Source organism: Microbulbifer maximicatervae (SeqCode), assembly GCF_052467065.1.
The window spans coordinates 156,994-174,356 of sequence record NZ_CP174299.1; the positions used below are offsets into that span (position 1 = coordinate 156,994).

A 17,363-nucleotide genomic window follows, 5' to 3' on the forward strand; every position below is an offset into this window, starting at 1 on the left:
GTGACTAATTTGTTACAAACTTGCGAGAAAACCAATGCTTCGCAATTTCCTCTCGACGGCAAATCCAGATTGGTTTAAAGCCCTGGATGTAACGTAAGAAGCGGTAAACCCCTATTGCTCTAGCTGGATGGCCGCTGATTCTGCCATGCAACCCTATACTCATTACCTTGGGACAAGTGCTACCCTCTCGCCAAAGTTGATCAAATGCGCTCTTCAGCAAAAGGAAGAAGTCATCAGCCGTATTGCAACCAGTAGGTAATAAATACTGTATATCGTTATTGACCAAGGTATAGGGAATTGACAGTAAAGGTGGGGTTTTATAGAGCCAGAATGGCAAATCATCACAATAGGAATCTGAACTATACAAAAGCCCACTAATTTCCTTAACTAAGGATTGGGTATGGGAACTAACACGCCCTGTATACCACCCCTTTGGGGGGGCTCCCGTTAATTTTTCAATAATATTGACTGTGAGTTCAATATGATGTTTTTCCCGGACTTTGGGAATATCTTTATAATCCAACCAGCGATAACCATGCCCAGCTATTTCATGGCCTGCCTTAACTAGAGCCTGTGCAAGAGAAGGGTTAAGCTCCAAAGCCTTGCCGGTAGCAAAAATAGTGAGAGGCACATTATAGGAGTCAAAAATATCCAAGAGCCGCCATACTCCAGCCCTTGAGCCATACTCATACATACTCTCTACACTGAAATCCCGCCCTCCAACCCGTGCAGGCCTGCCAGGAAGTTCATGCAGGTAAGATTCAGATTGGGTATCGCCGTTTAGCTTGGTGGATTCTGACCCCTCCTCTAAATTCAAGACAAACTGAATTGCAATGCGGGCCTGATCAGGCCAGCGGGGATGAGGCGGACGCCCAGCGTAACCCTCCAGATTTCTCTTGTGCATCAACCCAGCTCAAATGTCGTTACACCAAAAATTCGATCCCGCGCAATATCCGGCATTGGTCCCAGGTACATTCTTGCGCACCCAAAAACTTCCTCCATTCCATAGTGCTTGGCCAGCGACATAGCCGCAGGATTATTTTCCGGCACATCCAGAAAAATAGGTCCATCATCTGCAAATGAGACCAGTCGCTTCAGCAACATATCTGCTACTTTATAGCTATTTGCAAACAGAGGACCGACTTTACATCCATTGCGGCAACGCCTGATTACACCGTAGCCACAAAGACTCCCAAATTGGACATAGCCCAAACTCAGAGCCTCTGGCTGGGAAAGCCATGCTTTCAGAAATATCCGTCTACTTGCGGGAAAGCAGGTCCTGTCGTAAGCAATTATTTGATCGAAAGGAACTTCACTAAGCGGGATAATTTCATCAGGGTATTGAGTACTCACACCCTCAAAAGCAGAGAGCTCGACTCGATAACGGAGATTACGATGGGAGAAGTTAAAACCGCCGCGGGCATAGTAATCCTGCATCGCAAATACCCCATCCATACCGATGCTTGCATCAGGTCTCAACCGGGTTTTTAATCGGTCCCGTCGGATATACCAAAGCCTGTTACCAAACCCATGACCTCTGAATTCAGGCCTAACGATAAAGAACCCCATAAAACCAAAATCATCACCGTACGCAGTAATTGCCCCTCCTCCGATCAAGTCACCCCGAACTTCCGCCGCAATGTAAGCTTCTGGATCTGTTTTCCAGAAAATTTCTGCATCGTGCAACCCCGGATTCCAGCCTTCAAGTGCAGCCCAGTCAACCAGTAAATCCACTTCTTTACGTGTCATCTCCCGAACAGTAAATGATTCATGCATTGACTTAGACTCTTCTCGTTATCGTATTTATTCAGCTACCTGGAGCGAGGAACTTAAAGGGTTCTGAAGGACTCAACTTAGATGCCACTTCCCCACCAGTATCCATTGGAGTATCTAATTTCATTGTCATTACTTTAGATCCCGGCTCAATAGAAACACTATCCATATCCAACCAAATTACTGATGGATTAATAACAGAGTCGAAATAGTAGCGGCTACTTTTTTGATCAATAACCGACCGCCACAATGTTGAAGCTATATTGGGTTTATCGGGATCATCCATTCCCAGCGGCACGCTGACAGCACGAATTTGGGAGAATGCGGATGCCAATGCATCGCGATACTTTTTATATTCTGGTGATGTTTTTAAAGCATAACTCGCCCGTACAAACCTGTCCGCAGCACTAATTGTACCCGGTAAAAAGTTTTGGCCTCCAATTGAATTCCAATAGGAGTTGATTGCCAGCTGCTGATCATAAGGAGGGGAATTAGTCATCACCGCAAACTGCTTACCGTGATGGATCTTTAGCACACCATCAAGATATTCAAAAATAGCGGAATCACCACTGGGATCTGAAATTGCAATATGTGTACTTGCCGGTCTCCCATTGGGAAGATCTGCGCCAACCACTGTGAATGGATCACTCTTTAACCCCTTTACCGCAGCATCAACCGTTGCGTAGTTATCCAGGATGTATTGCAACCAGGCCCCAACAGAGATTGTCGGCTTACCCCTATCGGCAGAACTCCCATAATCTGCCTCAGCCAAGTATAAAAGGTTTCCTACGAGGCCCTTTTCATTGAGCCCATCAGTTGTAGCCGCATCGTAAATACTGATAACAATTGAGCCAAACTTCGATGTCCAAGTAATAGATTTTGGGCCCAAGCCACCATTGCGTTCCATCCCCTGAGGGAAAACCCAAAATGCCATAGCTGCATCGGTATCACTCCAGTCCATACTACGGGCAGTAATATAGGTCTTATCACCAGTTTCATAGAGTATTCGGGTACAAGCAATCGAAGACCTGGGCTCGAGTAGGCACAGCACTACAACAACAAAAACCATAACTGAGTTTATAGCTCTAGGAAAACATGAAATCTTTTTCACTTTGCCAACCATCCCTCGAAATCATTAATTAATATACTGATCGTTTACAGTCAATGTAATCGGCTATAAACAATAGAAAGTCCGGTTTCCATCATAGATGGCCAACAATGGTGAGACTGTCTTTCAGTCCAATACTTGGCAACCTTGGCGTAAAGGTCCAGAAACTGACACCGCTTTCAACATGTACAGTTCAAATATCTTGTAACTTCAGTAAACTTTTACAGCTAATCAGATTCACGCTAAAAGCATTCATTTTGGTATAGGCTACTCAAATAAAAACTATTTGAAAAACTGTACACCTATTAACCAAAAAGAAATAATCCCTCTTATCGAAGTAGCAATAAGGCCAATCACGGAGCCCCTAATGAACTCAATTGGCAGACTGGTAATCCTAGTCAACAACTATGAAGAAGCTATTGCCTTTTATCGTGACAAATTGGGGTTTGAAGTATTTATTGACACTCAAGCAGCACCGCATCGATTTGTTCATATTCGACTTCCGGCACAAAAAGATATGGGTATATGGTTACTTCAGGCAACTTCTGAAAGCCAGCAAAAGAAAGTGGGAGCACAAACTGCAGGGCAGCCTTGTGCCGTTATTTATACAGATAATTTTGATAGAGAGTATAAAAAACTTGCAAAAAATGGCGTTCACTTCAGCAAGCCACCCACTTCTGAAGGGGGTGCAGAGTTTGCCCACTTTGAAGATCTCTACGGCAACGAATTTATTTTAGTTGAACTACAAAAAGAAACCGTAGAGTAAATTTTAACCTGTCGCTTCTGATTCCTCCACAGAGTGCGGTGTAAGCAGCGACAGTTCTTTATCTTCGCTAGTCTCCCCCTTAATCGCGATGAAATAACTTCCGACAAATAATTTAAGAAAAGAACCACGAAGCGGCTTTTGCTCTCCCAATCAATAAATCTTTTTCTTTTCTATATTTACATCTCGTTTTGTATCACATATAAATCGAGTAACACTCAGTTGACATGCACCTATATCCAATGTTCTTCGGTTAGTATAGAGCTGGCCATAGCACAAAATTTCACCGCTGAGATACACCGCAGCTAGCTACTGGCTAGCGTACTTATATATGGAAATACTCACTTACTGAAACGATTTTCACGCAGAAAAAACAAAGGCCGTAGCAAACCTTGGCAGAAGGTTATATCTCCAGAATAGAGCCAATTGGAATAACAATGAGAAGAAGCTTAATTATGCTGGTGCCCGGACTGACACGAGTCACCAGCACCGCCCAACTGTCAGAGTTCACCGAGGGAATGATCGCAGCCAGTGAGCGTATGCCTCTCACTCAGATTTCTGATCCTACCGTCCCTGCCGGCATCAACCGCCTGAGGGTCAACGATAAACAGGAGCTTGACCTGGCTGAAGCTTACTGGAACGACTTGGTTCCCAGTATCACGCAGCAGAGTCTGAAAGTCCGCTTAGCCCGAGGCTTCTCCCTAATCTGGTTCTGGCTGGCCAACCTCCATATTTGGAAAGGAGTGCTTAAACGAAAGTACCTGACATTTGGTCTAACCCTTTCAGCATTAGCCTTTATTATCTGGTACATGGGTACCATTATCTTATTTGTCGAAGCTGTTGAGCCCACCAGCGATAGTCCCTTTTATCCCGCAGTACAACAGCTCAAGCAAGGTGTTGAGTATATAGGAGGTTGGCGGATCTGGCTGATTGCGACTGCCGTAGTTGCCGTGATGCCGGTTGCCTTACTAGTAGATATTTCTGACTTTTGTAAGCGCTATCTCACCAACGAGCCGGCCGCCAAGGGCAAGCCTGCAGTCCGCTTTGAGATTATCCGACGGGTCAGAGAACAGCTCGAAAACAGTATTAAACTATACGACTACGATTCCGTAACTATTGTCGGACATAGTTTTGGCAGTGTTGTTACTGTGGACCTTTTTGCCGATCTTCCGCCAATCGGTAAACCTATCCGTATCCTAACAATGGGGTCCCTAATCGAAGTTCTGGGCAAGCAAGCTCCTTGGCTGCAGAATGAAGTAGAACAACTGTCACAAAGAAAAGATCTAATCGAGTGGATTGATATCAAATCTCACTCAGACTGGTTTGCCAGTGGTTCTGCGGTCCCAGCACGTCACCACTGTTATGAGAGAATTATCGGGTCTTACGGTACTTTTCCGGACAAACTGGCAGCTCGAGTTCACTCCCGATATTTCGATAATCAGGAGGCTGTTCGCTTACTGCTGACTTACTTTGAAAACAAAAATGATCCCAGTATTTCGCCGACCTCGCATGAGATTTTGGAACCGGTATAAATGGGTACCCAGACGAAAAAATTGGAAAGAACTGTATATCTCTCAGCCACCCTTTAGGGGGCTGAAAAGAGCCGAATTGAACTATTAAAATCAAAATTAAGGGGGGAGTTGTCATGATAAGGCAGCCAATAGCAATCTTTGCAGTTTTAGCCTTTCTTACCATTCTAGTTAGCGGATGCTCACAAATGGCGCCGCGCTATGATGCCGCGCTATACTCAGATTTAACCACTGTCAATGTAGAGATAATGGAATTTTTCTCTTCAGTTTCCAGTGGAACTAACAAAGATTCTTACTCAAAAAGAGATGAGAGATACCATGCATTGATCGGCAAATTAGATGCGCTGGCAATGCAATCGAAAACCCGCCCCGCACCTGAAAGTAAACTACTCAAAAAGATTAACAACTATTTGGAATCCTCCGGCAGGAATATTAGCTTTGAGCGGGAACCCCCCAGTGTTGCGTCACTGGAGAAAATTTCAGAGAGTTTGAACATGATGCGCACGGTAGATGAAGATAAGGGCCTAAACGCAACCGCTGTTTCTCTATTCAAAAATGAAATTGTTGTTTCCATGGACCAAGCACTCACCTATGAGTCTTTTCTGAATCGCTGAGGAAATTACTATGTCTATTGACGTTAACCAACTCGTTGCAGATATCAAAGGGGCAGCTTCTGCGGTAATTAACAGTGATATTTCTGAACTCAGGGGATTTTCCGAGCGCCAGTTATCCGCAATGGCTCAGCAAACAAAAATGATTGCTAAAGCAATTGCATCTGATGAAATATCTGGTGACCTGCAAGATTACTTTCTCGACTCCCTGGAGGATATGGCCAAGAACTTCGCCAACACTTTACGTGGACTCCTGTTAGTCACCATTGAGAAAGTCTGGAATGCAGTTTTGGGAGTTCTCTGGGGAACAATTGAAGCTTGCACCGGCATTTCTTTGAAAGCTGCTATCTGATTTCTATTTAAATTGGGCTGGGGTAACTCAGCCCTCCCCCCCTGCACTCAATCAAGATTACTCACCGGATCACCCCCACTACCAAGGACACTATTCAGTCAGTCTGAAACAGCTCATGTTTCTGGCTATCAGGATTTATTGAGCATTCACCAACGGGTAAAAAGAGTTTAACCCCCCTGTAAAGAATTATTCATCAAGACGCGTCAATGTACGCGCGCAAATAACCCAAGCCGCTTACCAGGCTGGTTAAAACTTGCTGAATCACTACAAACTGGGGTATCCCGATGAATACTAAAAAGACCTACCTGGCAGCCGCCATTTCAGTGGCCACAATAATGAGTGCCAGTCCCGTGACCGCTGAAGACCTCAGCAACGCACAAATTGAAGAAGTAATGGTTCTGGGCTCCGGTAGCACTTTTAACAGCAGCGAAGTATCTGAGGCAATGCGCAAGCAACAGTCCTCTATCACCAGCGTTAATGCACTGATCGATAACCTCCCCGGTGTCTCAGTCAATGAAGGAGATACTTACGGCTTTGACGACTGGTCAACCAATATCAGTATTCGCGGATTTACTAACAGCTTAGATGAACAGCAAATTGGCACCACCATCGATGGCATTCCCAATGGCGGTTCGAATTACGGTGGAGGCTCAAAAGCAAACCGCTTTGTTGATCCGGGTAATATCGGTTCAGTAGAAGTATCACAGGGTACTTCAGATATCGCCTCACGTTCCCACGAAGCCTTGGGAGGCACTATTGATTATCGTACTGATGATCCTTTGGATACACAGCGCAGTCGAATAGAACTGTCCGCAGGCGAGTTTGATGCACAGAGAGTATATTTTCGCTATGACACTGGTATTTTTGCCGGGAACAGCAAAGCCTGGATCTCATACTCTAACCAGGAAGCGACCGACTGGATTACTGAAACCGCTGAGAATGAACGAGAGCACATCGCAGCAAAACTAGTGACCAACCTGGAAGCTGGTACCATCAAGGCCTACCTATCTTACGACGATATCCACGAAGATAACTATCAACGAGTCTATTCGGACGCCCAATTTGAAGAGTACCCTGAAAACGATTTCCTTACCGGCAACTGGTCCGGTATTCCTTATATCGATCAACTTTATCGCCGTGGCTGGTCTACCTTGCGTGAGAACCTGCTGGCCTACACCCAGTTCGATTTTGACCTGACAGATTCATTCAATCTACAGGCCGGACTCTATTACCACAGCAACGAAGGCCGCGGGGACTGGGTGCCCCCTTACCTGGTTGATATTACAGATGACAGTGAACAGGGCGAGTCCGAGTTCCTCGGCAGCTCAACTGCCTACGGCGGTAGCCAGTCGGGCATCATTTATTTTGTTGACGCCAATGGCAATGCCCTTACTTATGATGAAACATGTACAGCGTCAGTCACCAATATCTATGGCGATTCAGGACCAGCCTACAATCCAGATTGCTATGCAGAGGGCGCCATACCCGCGATGTCTTATCGGCACACTCATTATGAGAAAGAGCGTGCCGGACTGACTCTAGACTTTACATACGCTACCACCATCGCCGGGTTGGACAATGAGCTACGAGGCGGCCTCTGGTATGAAGACTCCACCCGTGACGAACACCGCGATTGGCACAAAATCACTGATGCAACTCAGGGTGCCAGTTTCAATTCAACACCCTACTGGGTGCAATACGACCGCAGTTATCCCTCAACCAGCACAAAGTGGTATTTACAGAACTCCCTGACCATCGACACTCTCACTTTGACACTGGGCGCCAAGCAGTTCTTTGTCGATGTTGAAAGGGAAGATCTGTTTCAGGAGTCTTCCGATGCAAGTGTTGACTCTGATTCAGATATCCTGCTCTCCGCCGGTTTAATTTGGGAAACACCCCTGGAAGGTGCAGAGCTGTTCGCAGGCTACGCTGAAAATTTTAAGGCGATTGGAGACAGCGTATTAGAGCGGCCCGATTCAGATCTCGACAATATCGAACCGGAAACCTCAGAGACCACAGAGCTCGGGCTTCGCTATACCGCCGATAATTTCTCGGCAACTGCCACCTACTTTCAAAATGATTTTGAAAACCGGATCATTTTCTTGGATAACAATACTTCCGCGGGTAATAACTATTTGATTGGTACCAATGGGACTTATTTTAATGCCGGCGGAATCGAATCTGATGGTCTGGAACTTTTCCTGGACTACGATCTATCAGAAACTCTAAATCTCTATACATCCTATACCCTGCTGGACACTACCTACATTGGCTCAGGAAATTCAGCGGTAGATGAAACTCAAGGAATAACGCCAGGGAATGATGTGGTCGGAATAGCTGATCAACTCTATGTGATTGGCCTGGATTGGAATTCTGAAATATTTTACGGCGGCATCTCCAGTAAGTTTACCGGAGATCGCTTTGTCGACTTAGACAATAGCTGGACAGCCGACTCCTATATAGTTGTCGATGCCTACCTGGGCATGAATCTGGAAGAATTTAGCCCGGCACTACGGGGAGCCAACCTGAATTTAGTGATAAATAATTTACTGGATGAGAATTACTTAGGAACTGTCGTTTCTGGCGGTGCCTGGATAGGTGCTCCACGGACAGCCTCACTCTCTGCAACTATTGATTTCTAAGATTTTTTTGGCAGCCACACAATCGGCTGGAAATGCTAGCCGATTGTGCGTATGTTTAGTCAAGCAGTAGATTCAAAAATAAAGTGCAATAAATAATAAATATAGTCGAAAAATAATTTTGATTATTTGCGACAAATATAAATAATCCAAAAATATGCAAAGAGCTCTTTCAATGAACAGATTGACTACAGCAATCCTGGCCCTGTTTCTTTCTACTCAATCCCTTGCCGCAGACAACCTCGTATTAGTTACTGTCGACGGTTTGCGCTGGCAGGAAGTGTTCTCCGGTTATGACCCTGAACTTCTCAACCACACAGAGTTCACTGAAAATAAACAAGACCTAATCAATCACTTTCACGGCGATTCACTTATCGAAAAACGTCAAAAACTATTGCCTTTTATCTGGCAAACAGTGGCTAAAGAAGGGGTTTTAATTGGCAATCGCGACAAGGGGTCTAAAGCACAAGTTACCAATAGTTGGTGGTTTTCCTATCCCGGTTACAATGAGATTTTAACCGGCTCCGCCGACCCCAAAATCAATAGTAACGACCCAACTCCCAATGCCAATACCACCTTTCTCGAGTGGCTAAACAGCAAATCTGAGTACAAAGGCCAAATCGCTGCATTCGGTAGCTGGGGGGTATTCTCCTCGATACTTAATCGTGATCGCAGTGGTATTTACATTAACGCGGGCCTGGAAGCTGCCGATTGGCCAAAATTGAGCCAAAGAGCAGAGTTTCTCAATGATTTGCAGGGGCAACTGCCGGTTTTCTGGGAAAACGTGCGGCCCGATGCATTTACCTATGGATTTGCAAAAGAGTACTTAATTAGCAAAAAGCCCAAGGTAATGTACATTGCCCTGGGTGAAACCGACGATTTTGCCCACGATGAGGAATATCACCAGTATCTCCACTCCGCACACCGGAGCGACATGATACTCGCCAAGCTCTGGCAGACACTTCAATCTCTTGATCAATACCGAGACAATACCAACCTACTCATTACCGTTGACCACGGACGCGGCAACACCGCTGAATCCTGGCCCCACCACGCCAGTGGCCCAGCACTGACCCAATACTTCGGTAAAGAAGACCACCCCCACAAAGCGGGTATACCCGGCTCCAATGAAATCTGGATTGCCGCGCTGGGCCCAGATATTAAGGCCTTGGGAGAAGTATCCAGGGGAGAAGCCGTTTTTCAGGATCAGATAGCCGCAACCGCACTACAACTGCTCGGCCATAAGTCAGAAGAGTTCTCGCAGGATAGTGGCAAAGCAATAGACAGTATTCTCAATTAAACCTTTGTTCAGCCAGGCCTGGCAAGTTCGACTGAACAAATTTTCACCGCCTTGGACCAGTAATATTCTGGAGCTTGATAACAACTTAAAGAACCCATCAATTAAGTGTTAACAGGCTCTAGCTGCCCCGCCCCGGTTTCCGCATAATGCAGGCCGCACTCGCAACTGAAAACAGATGGCCTGATGTATGTGGTTTAAAAACCTCCGTATTTATCGTTTGACGAAAGAATTTTCCCTGGATGCTGAAAAATTGAACGAATTGCTGGAGCCCCATGCATTTGTTCCCTGTGGCAGTCAGGACAGCACTCGCTATGGGTGGGTGCCTCCACTAGGGCGCCACGGCAGCCAGTTGGTGCACGCAACTAATGGCTACCTGATGGTCTGTGCTAAGAAGCAAGAAAAAGTAATTCCTGCTGCGGTAGTCAATGAGAAAGTTGAAGAGCTGGCACAGGCTATTTCTGAAAAAGAAGCCAGGCAGGTAGGTCGCAAGGAGCGGCAAAATCTTAAAGACGAGATTCTCCTTGAAATGCGTCCCAAGGCATTCGCTCGGTCCCGTCTGCAATATGCCTATATTGCACCTCAGGATGGCTGGGTAGTGGTTGACGCCTCTTCTGCCTCCGCCGCCGAGGAACTGCTGGAGAACCTCCGCGAGGCTATCAGTAGCCTTGCCGTGGTACCACTCTCCGCTAAGAACCTGCCACAGCAAACGATGACCCACTGGCTCAGCGCCCCTGAAGCACCGCCTCAATTCGATTTTGGCCACGAATGCGAGTTGCGCGATCCCAAAGACAGCGGCAGTGTTATCCGCTGTAAAAACCAGGACCTCTGTGCCGAGGAAATTCACAATCACTTAGTGGCCGGACTACAAGTGCACAAACTGGGGCTGACCTGGCGTGGGGGCGTTGAATTCCTGGTAGATGATCAGCTGTCCCTAAAGCGTATCAAGTTCAGTGACGAGCTTCTGGAGAAGGCCGATAGTGCCGATGCAGAAAGTGCAGCCCAGCGATTTGATGCAGATTTTGCGGTGATGACTCTGGAAATCTCAGCCCTGACCAAGGACTTGCTCTCCGCCTTCGGTGGCGTCAACACCGAGTCGGCTAGCGTTGAGGAACTGGTGGCCAAAGCCAGCCGCCAAGAGGCGGAGGCTCTGGCCAAAGAGGTAGAAGAGGTCGTTCTTTAGGGAACTCAGATAGTGATACGTACCTGAAAGGCACGTATCACTTCCCCCCTTCCCCATCAATCAGATCTCAACCATTGGGCGGCCAGGTTCGGTCCACTGAACATGGTACTTGCGTTGCTCAGGCTGGTCCACACGCGCAAAGGTATGGGCTCCAAAGAAATCCCGCTGTCCTTGTAGCAGGTTCGCCGGCAGCGACTCGGTGCGGAAGGCATCGTAGTAATTGAGCGCCGATGACAGAGCCGGTACCGGAATACCATTCAGAGTGGCGCTCGCCACCGCTTGACGCCAGTTGGCCTGGTGATCGGCAATCTGCTGAGTGAAGAAATCATCCAGCAGCAAGTTGGAAAGCTTGGAATCTCGATCGTAAGCATCACTGATAGATTGCAGGAACACTGCTCGAATGATGCAGCCTGCACGCCAAATTCTGGCAATTTCAGAGAAGTTCAACTGCCATCCCTGCTCCCGCGCAGCCAGCTTCATCAAATCGAAGCCCTGGGCGTAAACACAGATTTTTGCGCAGTAGAGAGCGTCGTGCAGCTGTGCAATCACCTCTTCCCGTTGCTCTGGAGCCACGGGTGTCAACTCAGGCCCTTGCAGTTTCTTCGCTGCGCGGGTGCGCAATACCTTCCGGGTAGATAATGAACGGGCGTAAACCGCTTCGGCAATACTCGGAGCCGGACAGCCCACTTCCAGGCTGCTCATGGCTGTCCACAGACCAGTACCTTTTTGGCCTGCACGGTCGAGGATAACGTCTACCAGCGGCTGTTCTGTCACGGAGTCCAAGGTAGAAAGCACTTCTGCACTGATATTGATCAGATAGCTGTTCAGCGGGCCTCGGTTCCACTCGCGGAATACTTCTGCAATTTCCTCTGGGGCCATACCTAGCGCCGTGCGCATCACATGGTAGGCCTCACAGATCATCTGCATATCGGCATACTCAATACCGTTATGCACCATCTTCACATAGTGGCCTGAGCCTATCGGGCCGATATAAGCCGCACAGGGCTCACCTTCGCGAACCGGATTGCCAGGCTCAAAGCGTTCAATCGGCTGGCCGCTGGCTTTATCCACTTTGGCGGCAATAGCATGCCAAACTGGCTCAATGCGACTCCAGGCATAACGGTCACCGCTGGGCATCAGGGATGGCCCAAAACGAGCACCCACTTCGCCACCGGATACTGCGGTGGTGAAGAAGATCAATTTGCCTTCATACCGTTTAGCCCGCTCCACAGAGTCGGTCCACAGGCTATTACCAGTATCAACAACGATATCGTCAGCCTTTAAGCCCGCATCGAGCAACTTGCTGCATACATCATCAACGGGGTCTCCAGCCGGAACCGAGAGAATAATCAAGTGCGGGGCTTTAACCTTCGCCAACAGCTCTGTGTAAGAGTTGCAAGCTTCAACACGCGCAGGCTGGTCTCCACGCTCTTTCTTGTCCTGCTCCTGCAGCGCATTCAGCCGGTTGTGATCCAAATCAAAGGCACAGACCCTATAGCCATTGTCGGCCAGGTTCAGGATCAGGTTCTTACCCATCACACCGGCGCCGATAAAGCCAATATCGCACTGTGAATCAGACATCAAGTTCTCCATATAAAGACAGGGGGCTTTCAAGGGCGCGGAGTATAGCAATATGAATCTGGAGCAGGGAGAGCAAAAACCAAACAAAATTGCCTTGAGGGCAGCAAATACAGCCTACAAGGTGTAGAAGCTGATAGCAGGTGGTCCGCTATGGGCAAATACTCCCGACCTGGCGCATCTTATCTTTTGGTGTCAATCGGCAATTCAATTGCCTCGACACCAGAGCTCCATAAGTTATTTCAAGTCTCTGACGCTTTACAAAAAAACTTATAACGAACTGTAAGAGCAAGGACATATCCGCTCAATACTCTAATTGGGGAAATCGCTTCCGATGAGACTGAGCTTCCTCACAATAACGCAGCCGGTTTCCCATGCACCGTAATTGGCACTATCTTTACTAACCCATAATTCTTCATCACAACTACTTAACCTGCCTATAAATCCATTTTATCGATTAAATTGAAATTTAATAAAATAAAACACATATTATTGGGGAATTTAACTAAGAGGGATGACCTTGGACACTCTACTTAACTGAGCTTACTAACAAATGAAAGCCAACAATAAAATAAACCATAAAATACAATCAATCCATTATTTGGCCTTCCAGGATTTATCGCCGATACCTCGATACTGGAATTTCAACATTCGCTTCACTACAGCAAAGCGCAAAATAAAAGCTCTTAACCTTACTGAAAGCAAGAAGTAAACGATGAAAATAAATTGATTTTTTCAGCAAGATGGAACCTCACGATTTATCCTATAAGTGCATGAGCAATACCATGTTCATTAAAAATAGACTTATTAAGACGACAGCCGGTGAATATACTGGGGACCTTATAAGATCATTGAATCAGCCAATGGAAAAACTACCTTCAACAGCGCCAAAACTCCCAGCGCAGGTTCAGACAGCTAGAGGGAAATTAATAGTGTAATTTCAACAAGCTCTCATTTCACCTATACAGCCTCTAAGTCTATCCCGCCTTAATTAATAGCCCTAGATGCTAACAACACTAGCATTACGAAAACAGTTAATTTATATACCTACCAACAATAATCAATGACTATTTTTGTAACCCAAAACTCATATGCAGTACGAAAACTGGCAGCGCCCCTAAAGCTAAGACCGCTAGACTTCAGAAGACATCTATAAAAATGCAAAAAAAGGTTGGCAAGAAATCCTCTCACCAACCTACATATTCATTCAATCAAATCTAAACAATGAATCACAGATTTCACCGGATTAATCAAAACCCTTTACTAACACTTAAGCCAACAATACGAGGCTCTAATGTAAACACATTAGTAGTAAGACCTGAATCATCACTATTAGTGAACATATCAGTGATAGGCGCATCATCAAAAATATTCTTCACGTAGAGCTGCATATATAGATCAGAGTCAGGATTGCTGAGGCTAACTGAAGCATTGAGATTACTCCAAGCCTTCAAACGATCATACTCAGTGTTATATACACGAGCATAACTTTCCGACTGGCGGTAGTAATCTGCTCGTAGAGTTAAATCCCAATTCTCAATAGGAATCGTATGTTCCACTCCGAAATTAACGGTGAAACGTGGTGCGTTGGGCAACTCATTTCCACTTAAATCAGCAGCAAAACCACGCCCCCCATTAGGTGCATCGGTTAGCGGGTTGTAGGGATCAACTCCATAATTGATATCATGGCGCAATGCATCCGAGACTTCGATTTCTGGAGAGAATGAACCATACTGGGCGGAACCCGCACAAAGCGACCAAATAGCGAAAATATTAGGCGCAGCCATAACCGCTTCAACTAAATCCACAGGTGCAATACAGTTAGACGGCACCTGGATGCTAGGACGAACCAGTACCCAATCTTCATTGCCCTGAGTACGATCCATCACGTCAACAGATTCTTCTCCGTCTGCAATTCGGGTTTTTAGGTACCCTAAATTCATATCTATTCGTGTTGCATCTGTAAGCTGCCAAGCCAGCTCAAGCTCAAGCCCCATAGTTTCCGCATCAAAATTCTCATTGAGAGAAATTCTGTCAACAATTTGAGAGACTTGATAGTCGGTATAATCGTAGTAAAAGGCACTAGCATTAAGCGATAAGCTACCATCGAAAAGAATGTTCTTACTGCCAAACTCAATTGCGTTGACAAACTCCGGCTCAAAAGAATCTTCCAGGGGCTGAAACTGTACTATTGCTGGATCAACCTCGGCTCGGGGAGGGTTAGTACCACCACCTTTATAGCCGTGCGCAAAGGACATATAGAGCATAGTTTCATCCGTAAAGGGCAGATCCGTTCTCCAGTCCAAAACTGCACGCCCGGTGTACTCCTTCCAGCTCTGAGTAGCCGGATCACCTTCCGGATAGCCTCGATGGACAAGCCCCCCGGAGACTTCACCGGAGGAGACTTCCCCCGTTACCGGATCATAAAAAGTACCTAACAACAGCTGACTGGGTACTGGAGTAGAGCGCTTACGATCATTTGTATAGCGAAGGCCGGTAGTTAGCTTTACATCATCATTAATTTGCCAATAAGTTTCACCAAATAATGCCCAAGAATTAACTTCCACCAAATTTCGGCTCAAGAAATAGTTATGTCCTTCCTCATCAATGTTTTCTATCGAATTAGGGTCAACATAAATACAATCTGAACCAACATTTACTTCTGGATCAGTACAGTTTTGAAATACTAAGTTGAAATTTTCATCGCGGTCGGCATTATATAGATATTGCGCCACCATACTAAATATATTATTGAATACAAAATAGTCATCTTGGGTTTTAAAGTCTAAATAGTTTGTACCCACTGAAAAATTCCAAGGACCATCGAAAGATGTCTGCAATCGGAATTCCTGGCTCCACTGTTTATTATCTGATCGACTAATATCAACCGCCAACAGTCCTTCAGAGGGTCCCAACTGTGGATCAGTAAAAACTCCCCCCGGTGTAGGTTCTAAATTACCCCCATCATTAAAGATGGGATCTGAAACATAACGATTATAATCTTGGGATGAATAGTAATCGTCCTTAGCATAAGTCGACTGAGAGTAAAATGTAAGAGAGTCTGTCAGGCCCCATTCGAAGTTCAGTTGCACTAAGTCATTCTCTGCGCGGAATACCGGATCATAACTGGTTTCAATTTTACGAAGATCACGTGACTGCGTTGAATTCGCATAAGGGTCAGTAAACCAGTCAATAACCTGGCCATAGCTCGTGACAATTAACCCGGTAGCCAAAACGCTTGCAAAACCCTGGGCATTGGGTGCGCTGTAAGCGTCATCACTATAAATCGAGCTAGGCAGACAACCCTGACTAAAAAACACTGGCGTAAAGCCTGTTAGTTCAGTATCACCAATATGTGTTCGGCCTGGATCTTTTGTACAAAGTTGCTTGCCCGTGCGTGAGCGCCGATCATCTTCCTCAAAGTGCTGCCATATTAAATTGGCACTAAAGGATTCACTGGGCTCCCACTCAAAGATTGCACGAGTAGAATATAGATCGCGGTCATTAACATCGTTACCGGTATAAGTGTTGTAATCAAAACCATCACGCTTAGTCATGGCCCCGGAGAAACGCAACGCCATGGTCTCCCCCAATGGCATATTAAACATTCCGCTGGCGCGCTTGGTGTTATAACTGCCCACCTCCGCCTTGATCTCAGAGGCAAACTCATCTCCAGGCATAATTGGCAACATATTAACTACGCCAGCTGTCGCGTTACGGCCATAAAGTGTACCTTGGGGGCCACGCAAGACTTCAACCCGTTGCACATCAAAGAATTCTTGCTCAAATAATCGATTGCGAATTAAAGGAGTATTGTTGAAGCTCACAGCAACCGCCGGGTCTGAAGCAGCAGAAACAGCTTTAGTGCCTATACCACGAATAGAGAAGTTATAGGTGCTGAAGTTGGATTTAGAAAAATTGGCATTTGGGACAGCTCGTAGCAACTCTTCCCCCCGCTCAATTTTAAGGTCATCCATACTGTCACCACTGAGTGCAGATACTGCAATGGGCACATCTTGAATACTCTCTTCAATCTTCTGCGCAGTAACCGTGATCTCCTCAATCACCTGTCTTGGGTGTTTACCTTCTTCACTCTCCTGGGCACTGGAAATGGTAGGAACAACTGCAAATGCCAAAGAGGCAACAATGGAGCTGTACCAGGGAGTAATTTGGCATGAATGTCCAGATTGATAAATGGCTTGTGCAATCAATGTTTTCTTTTTGACAGGTTTCATCATCACACTACGTCTCTCTTTATTGTCGGTATTATTGGGTTATTGACCTGATATAAACCTATTTCAGGCTCAACAACATTTAAGACGCGAGAGCTAAAAGAAAGGGGGGATAAAAAATAAACTTGATTTTTGGGGGGCTAAAGCAGAATTATTAACTAAATATTTAGAAAGCTTCAACAGTTAGAACTAAAAAGCCAAACCTCTGGCGTAGCGCTAGCAGAATCACTCACCAAAAAATTTCTAGTTGAGCTTGTTGTCCCGTTAGACATCTACTCGAAAAAAGGTCACAACCTAC

Annotated in this window: 12 protein-coding genes; 7 read left to right on the forward strand and 5 right to left on the reverse strand. The window is 46.0% G+C overall.

Annotated features, from left to right (window positions below; translation table 11 throughout):
- Positions 1-4: 4 nt before the first annotated feature.
- Genes ACJJI1_RS00785 through ACJJI1_RS00795 form a run of 3 tightly spaced genes read right to left on the reverse strand, consistent with a single transcriptional unit; the run spans position 5 to position 2,884 of the window.
- Positions 5-904 (reverse strand): polysaccharide deacetylase family protein, encoded by a 900-nt coding sequence (locus tag ACJJI1_RS00785; protein WP_444958277.1) that lies wholly within the window; start codon positions 902-904, stop codon positions 5-7.
- Complete coding sequence (locus ACJJI1_RS00790; protein WP_444958278.1) at positions 904-1,776, reverse strand: GNAT family N-acetyltransferase; 873 nt, start codon at positions 1,774-1,776, stop codon at positions 904-906. Before ACJJI1_RS00790 ends, ACJJI1_RS00785 begins: the two co-directional genes overlap by 1 nt.
- Positions 1,777-1,807: 31 nt before the next feature.
- Positions 1,808-2,884 carry a bile salt hydrolase gene (locus ACJJI1_RS00795; protein ID WP_444958279.1) on the reverse strand — a complete coding sequence of 359 codons (1,077 nt, stop codon included), beginning with the start codon at positions 2,882-2,884 and terminating at the stop codon, positions 1,808-1,810.
- Positions 2,885-3,248: 364 nt separating this feature from the next.
- On the opposite strand from ACJJI1_RS00795, the gene ACJJI1_RS00800 reads away from it, so the two are divergent.
- The 7 genes from ACJJI1_RS00800 to rdgC all read left to right on the forward strand — a co-directional run bounded on the left by ACJJI1_RS00800 (position 3,249) and on the right by rdgC (position 11,255).
- Positions 3,249-3,647 (forward strand): VOC family protein, encoded by a 399-nt coding sequence (locus ACJJI1_RS00800; protein ID WP_413662705.1) that lies wholly within the window; start codon positions 3,249-3,251, stop codon positions 3,645-3,647.
- A gap of 434 nt (positions 3,648-4,081) precedes the next feature.
- Positions 4,082-5,176 (forward strand): alpha/beta hydrolase family protein, encoded by a 1,095-nt coding sequence (locus tag ACJJI1_RS00805; protein ID WP_444958280.1) that lies wholly within the window; start codon positions 4,082-4,084, stop codon positions 5,174-5,176.
- Between the two features lie 185 nt (positions 5,177-5,361).
- The gene (locus tag ACJJI1_RS00810; protein WP_444958281.1) at positions 5,362-5,787 is read left to right on the forward strand and encodes a hypothetical protein; all 426 of its coding nucleotides are present in this window, start codon (positions 5,362-5,364) and stop codon (positions 5,785-5,787) included.
- A 10-nt stretch (positions 5,788-5,797) separates the two neighbouring features.
- Positions 5,798-6,136: a hypothetical protein gene (locus ACJJI1_RS00815; RefSeq protein ID WP_413662708.1), complete on the forward strand. Its 339-nt coding sequence runs from the start codon at positions 5,798-5,800 to the stop codon at positions 6,134-6,136.
- Positions 6,137-6,420: 284 nt separating this feature from the next.
- Positions 6,421-8,778, forward strand: a complete 2,358-nt coding sequence (locus ACJJI1_RS00820; RefSeq protein ID WP_444958282.1) for a TonB-dependent receptor domain-containing protein — start codon at positions 6,421-6,423, stop codon at positions 8,776-8,778.
- 172 nt (positions 8,779-8,950) lie between these two features.
- Positions 8,951-10,075: an alkaline phosphatase family protein gene (locus ACJJI1_RS00825; RefSeq protein ID WP_444958283.1), complete on the forward strand. Its 1,125-nt coding sequence runs from the start codon at positions 8,951-8,953 to the stop codon at positions 10,073-10,075.
- 187 nt (positions 10,076-10,262) lie between these two features.
- Entirely contained in the window at positions 10,263-11,255 is a 993-nt protein-coding gene (rdgC, locus tag ACJJI1_RS00830) for a recombination-associated protein RdgC (protein WP_444958284.1), read from the forward strand.
- A 60-nt stretch (positions 11,256-11,315) separates the two neighbouring features.
- Here rdgC and gnd read toward each other — a convergent pair whose 3' ends face one another.
- Together gnd and ACJJI1_RS00840 are read right to left on the reverse strand one after the other, a co-directional pair.
- Positions 11,316-12,836, reverse strand: coding sequence for an NADP-dependent phosphogluconate dehydrogenase (gnd, locus tag ACJJI1_RS00835; RefSeq protein WP_444958285.1), 1,521 nt, complete (start codon positions 12,834-12,836; stop codon positions 11,316-11,318).
- Positions 12,837-14,083: 1,247 nt separating this feature from the next.
- Positions 14,084-17,071 (reverse strand): TonB-dependent receptor, encoded by a 2,988-nt coding sequence (locus tag ACJJI1_RS00840; RefSeq protein WP_444958286.1) that lies wholly within the window; start codon positions 17,069-17,071, stop codon positions 14,084-14,086.
- Positions 17,072-17,363 lie beyond the last annotated feature (292 nt).

Bases quoted from the DNA above. Each gene is read 5' to 3' on its own strand.
- ACJJI1_RS00810 (WP_444958281.1), top strand. From the start codon at position 5,362: ATGGCGCCGCGCTATGATGCCGCGCTATACTCAGATTTAACCACTGTC.
- ACJJI1_RS00825 (WP_444958283.1), top strand. From the start codon at position 8,951: ATGAACAGATTGACTACAGCAATCCTGGCCCTGTTTCTTTCTACTCAA.
- ACJJI1_RS00790 (WP_444958278.1), bottom strand. From the start codon at position 1,776: ATGCATGAATCATTTACTGTTCGGGAGATGACACGTAAAGAAGTGGAT.
- gnd (WP_444958285.1), bottom strand. From the start codon at position 12,836: ATGTCTGATTCACAGTGCGATATTGGCTTTATCGGCGCCGGTGTGATG.
- ACJJI1_RS00840 (WP_444958286.1), bottom strand. From the start codon at position 17,071: ATGATGAAACCTGTCAAAAAGAAAACATTGATTGCACAAGCCATTTAT.
- ACJJI1_RS00805 (WP_444958280.1), top strand. From the start codon at position 4,082: ATGAGAAGAAGCTTAATTATGCTGGTGCCCGGACTGACACGAGTCACC.
- ACJJI1_RS00820 (WP_444958282.1), top strand. From the start codon at position 6,421: ATGAATACTAAAAAGACCTACCTGGCAGCCGCCATTTCAGTGGCCACA.
- rdgC (WP_444958284.1), top strand. From the start codon at position 10,263: ATGTGGTTTAAAAACCTCCGTATTTATCGTTTGACGAAAGAATTTTCC.
- ACJJI1_RS00800 (WP_413662705.1), top strand. From the start codon at position 3,249: ATGAACTCAATTGGCAGACTGGTAATCCTAGTCAACAACTATGAAGAA.
- ACJJI1_RS00815 (WP_413662708.1), top strand. From the start codon at position 5,798: ATGTCTATTGACGTTAACCAACTCGTTGCAGATATCAAAGGGGCAGCT.
- ACJJI1_RS00785 (WP_444958277.1), bottom strand. From the start codon at position 904: ATGCACAAGAGAAATCTGGAGGGTTACGCTGGGCGTCCGCCTCATCCC.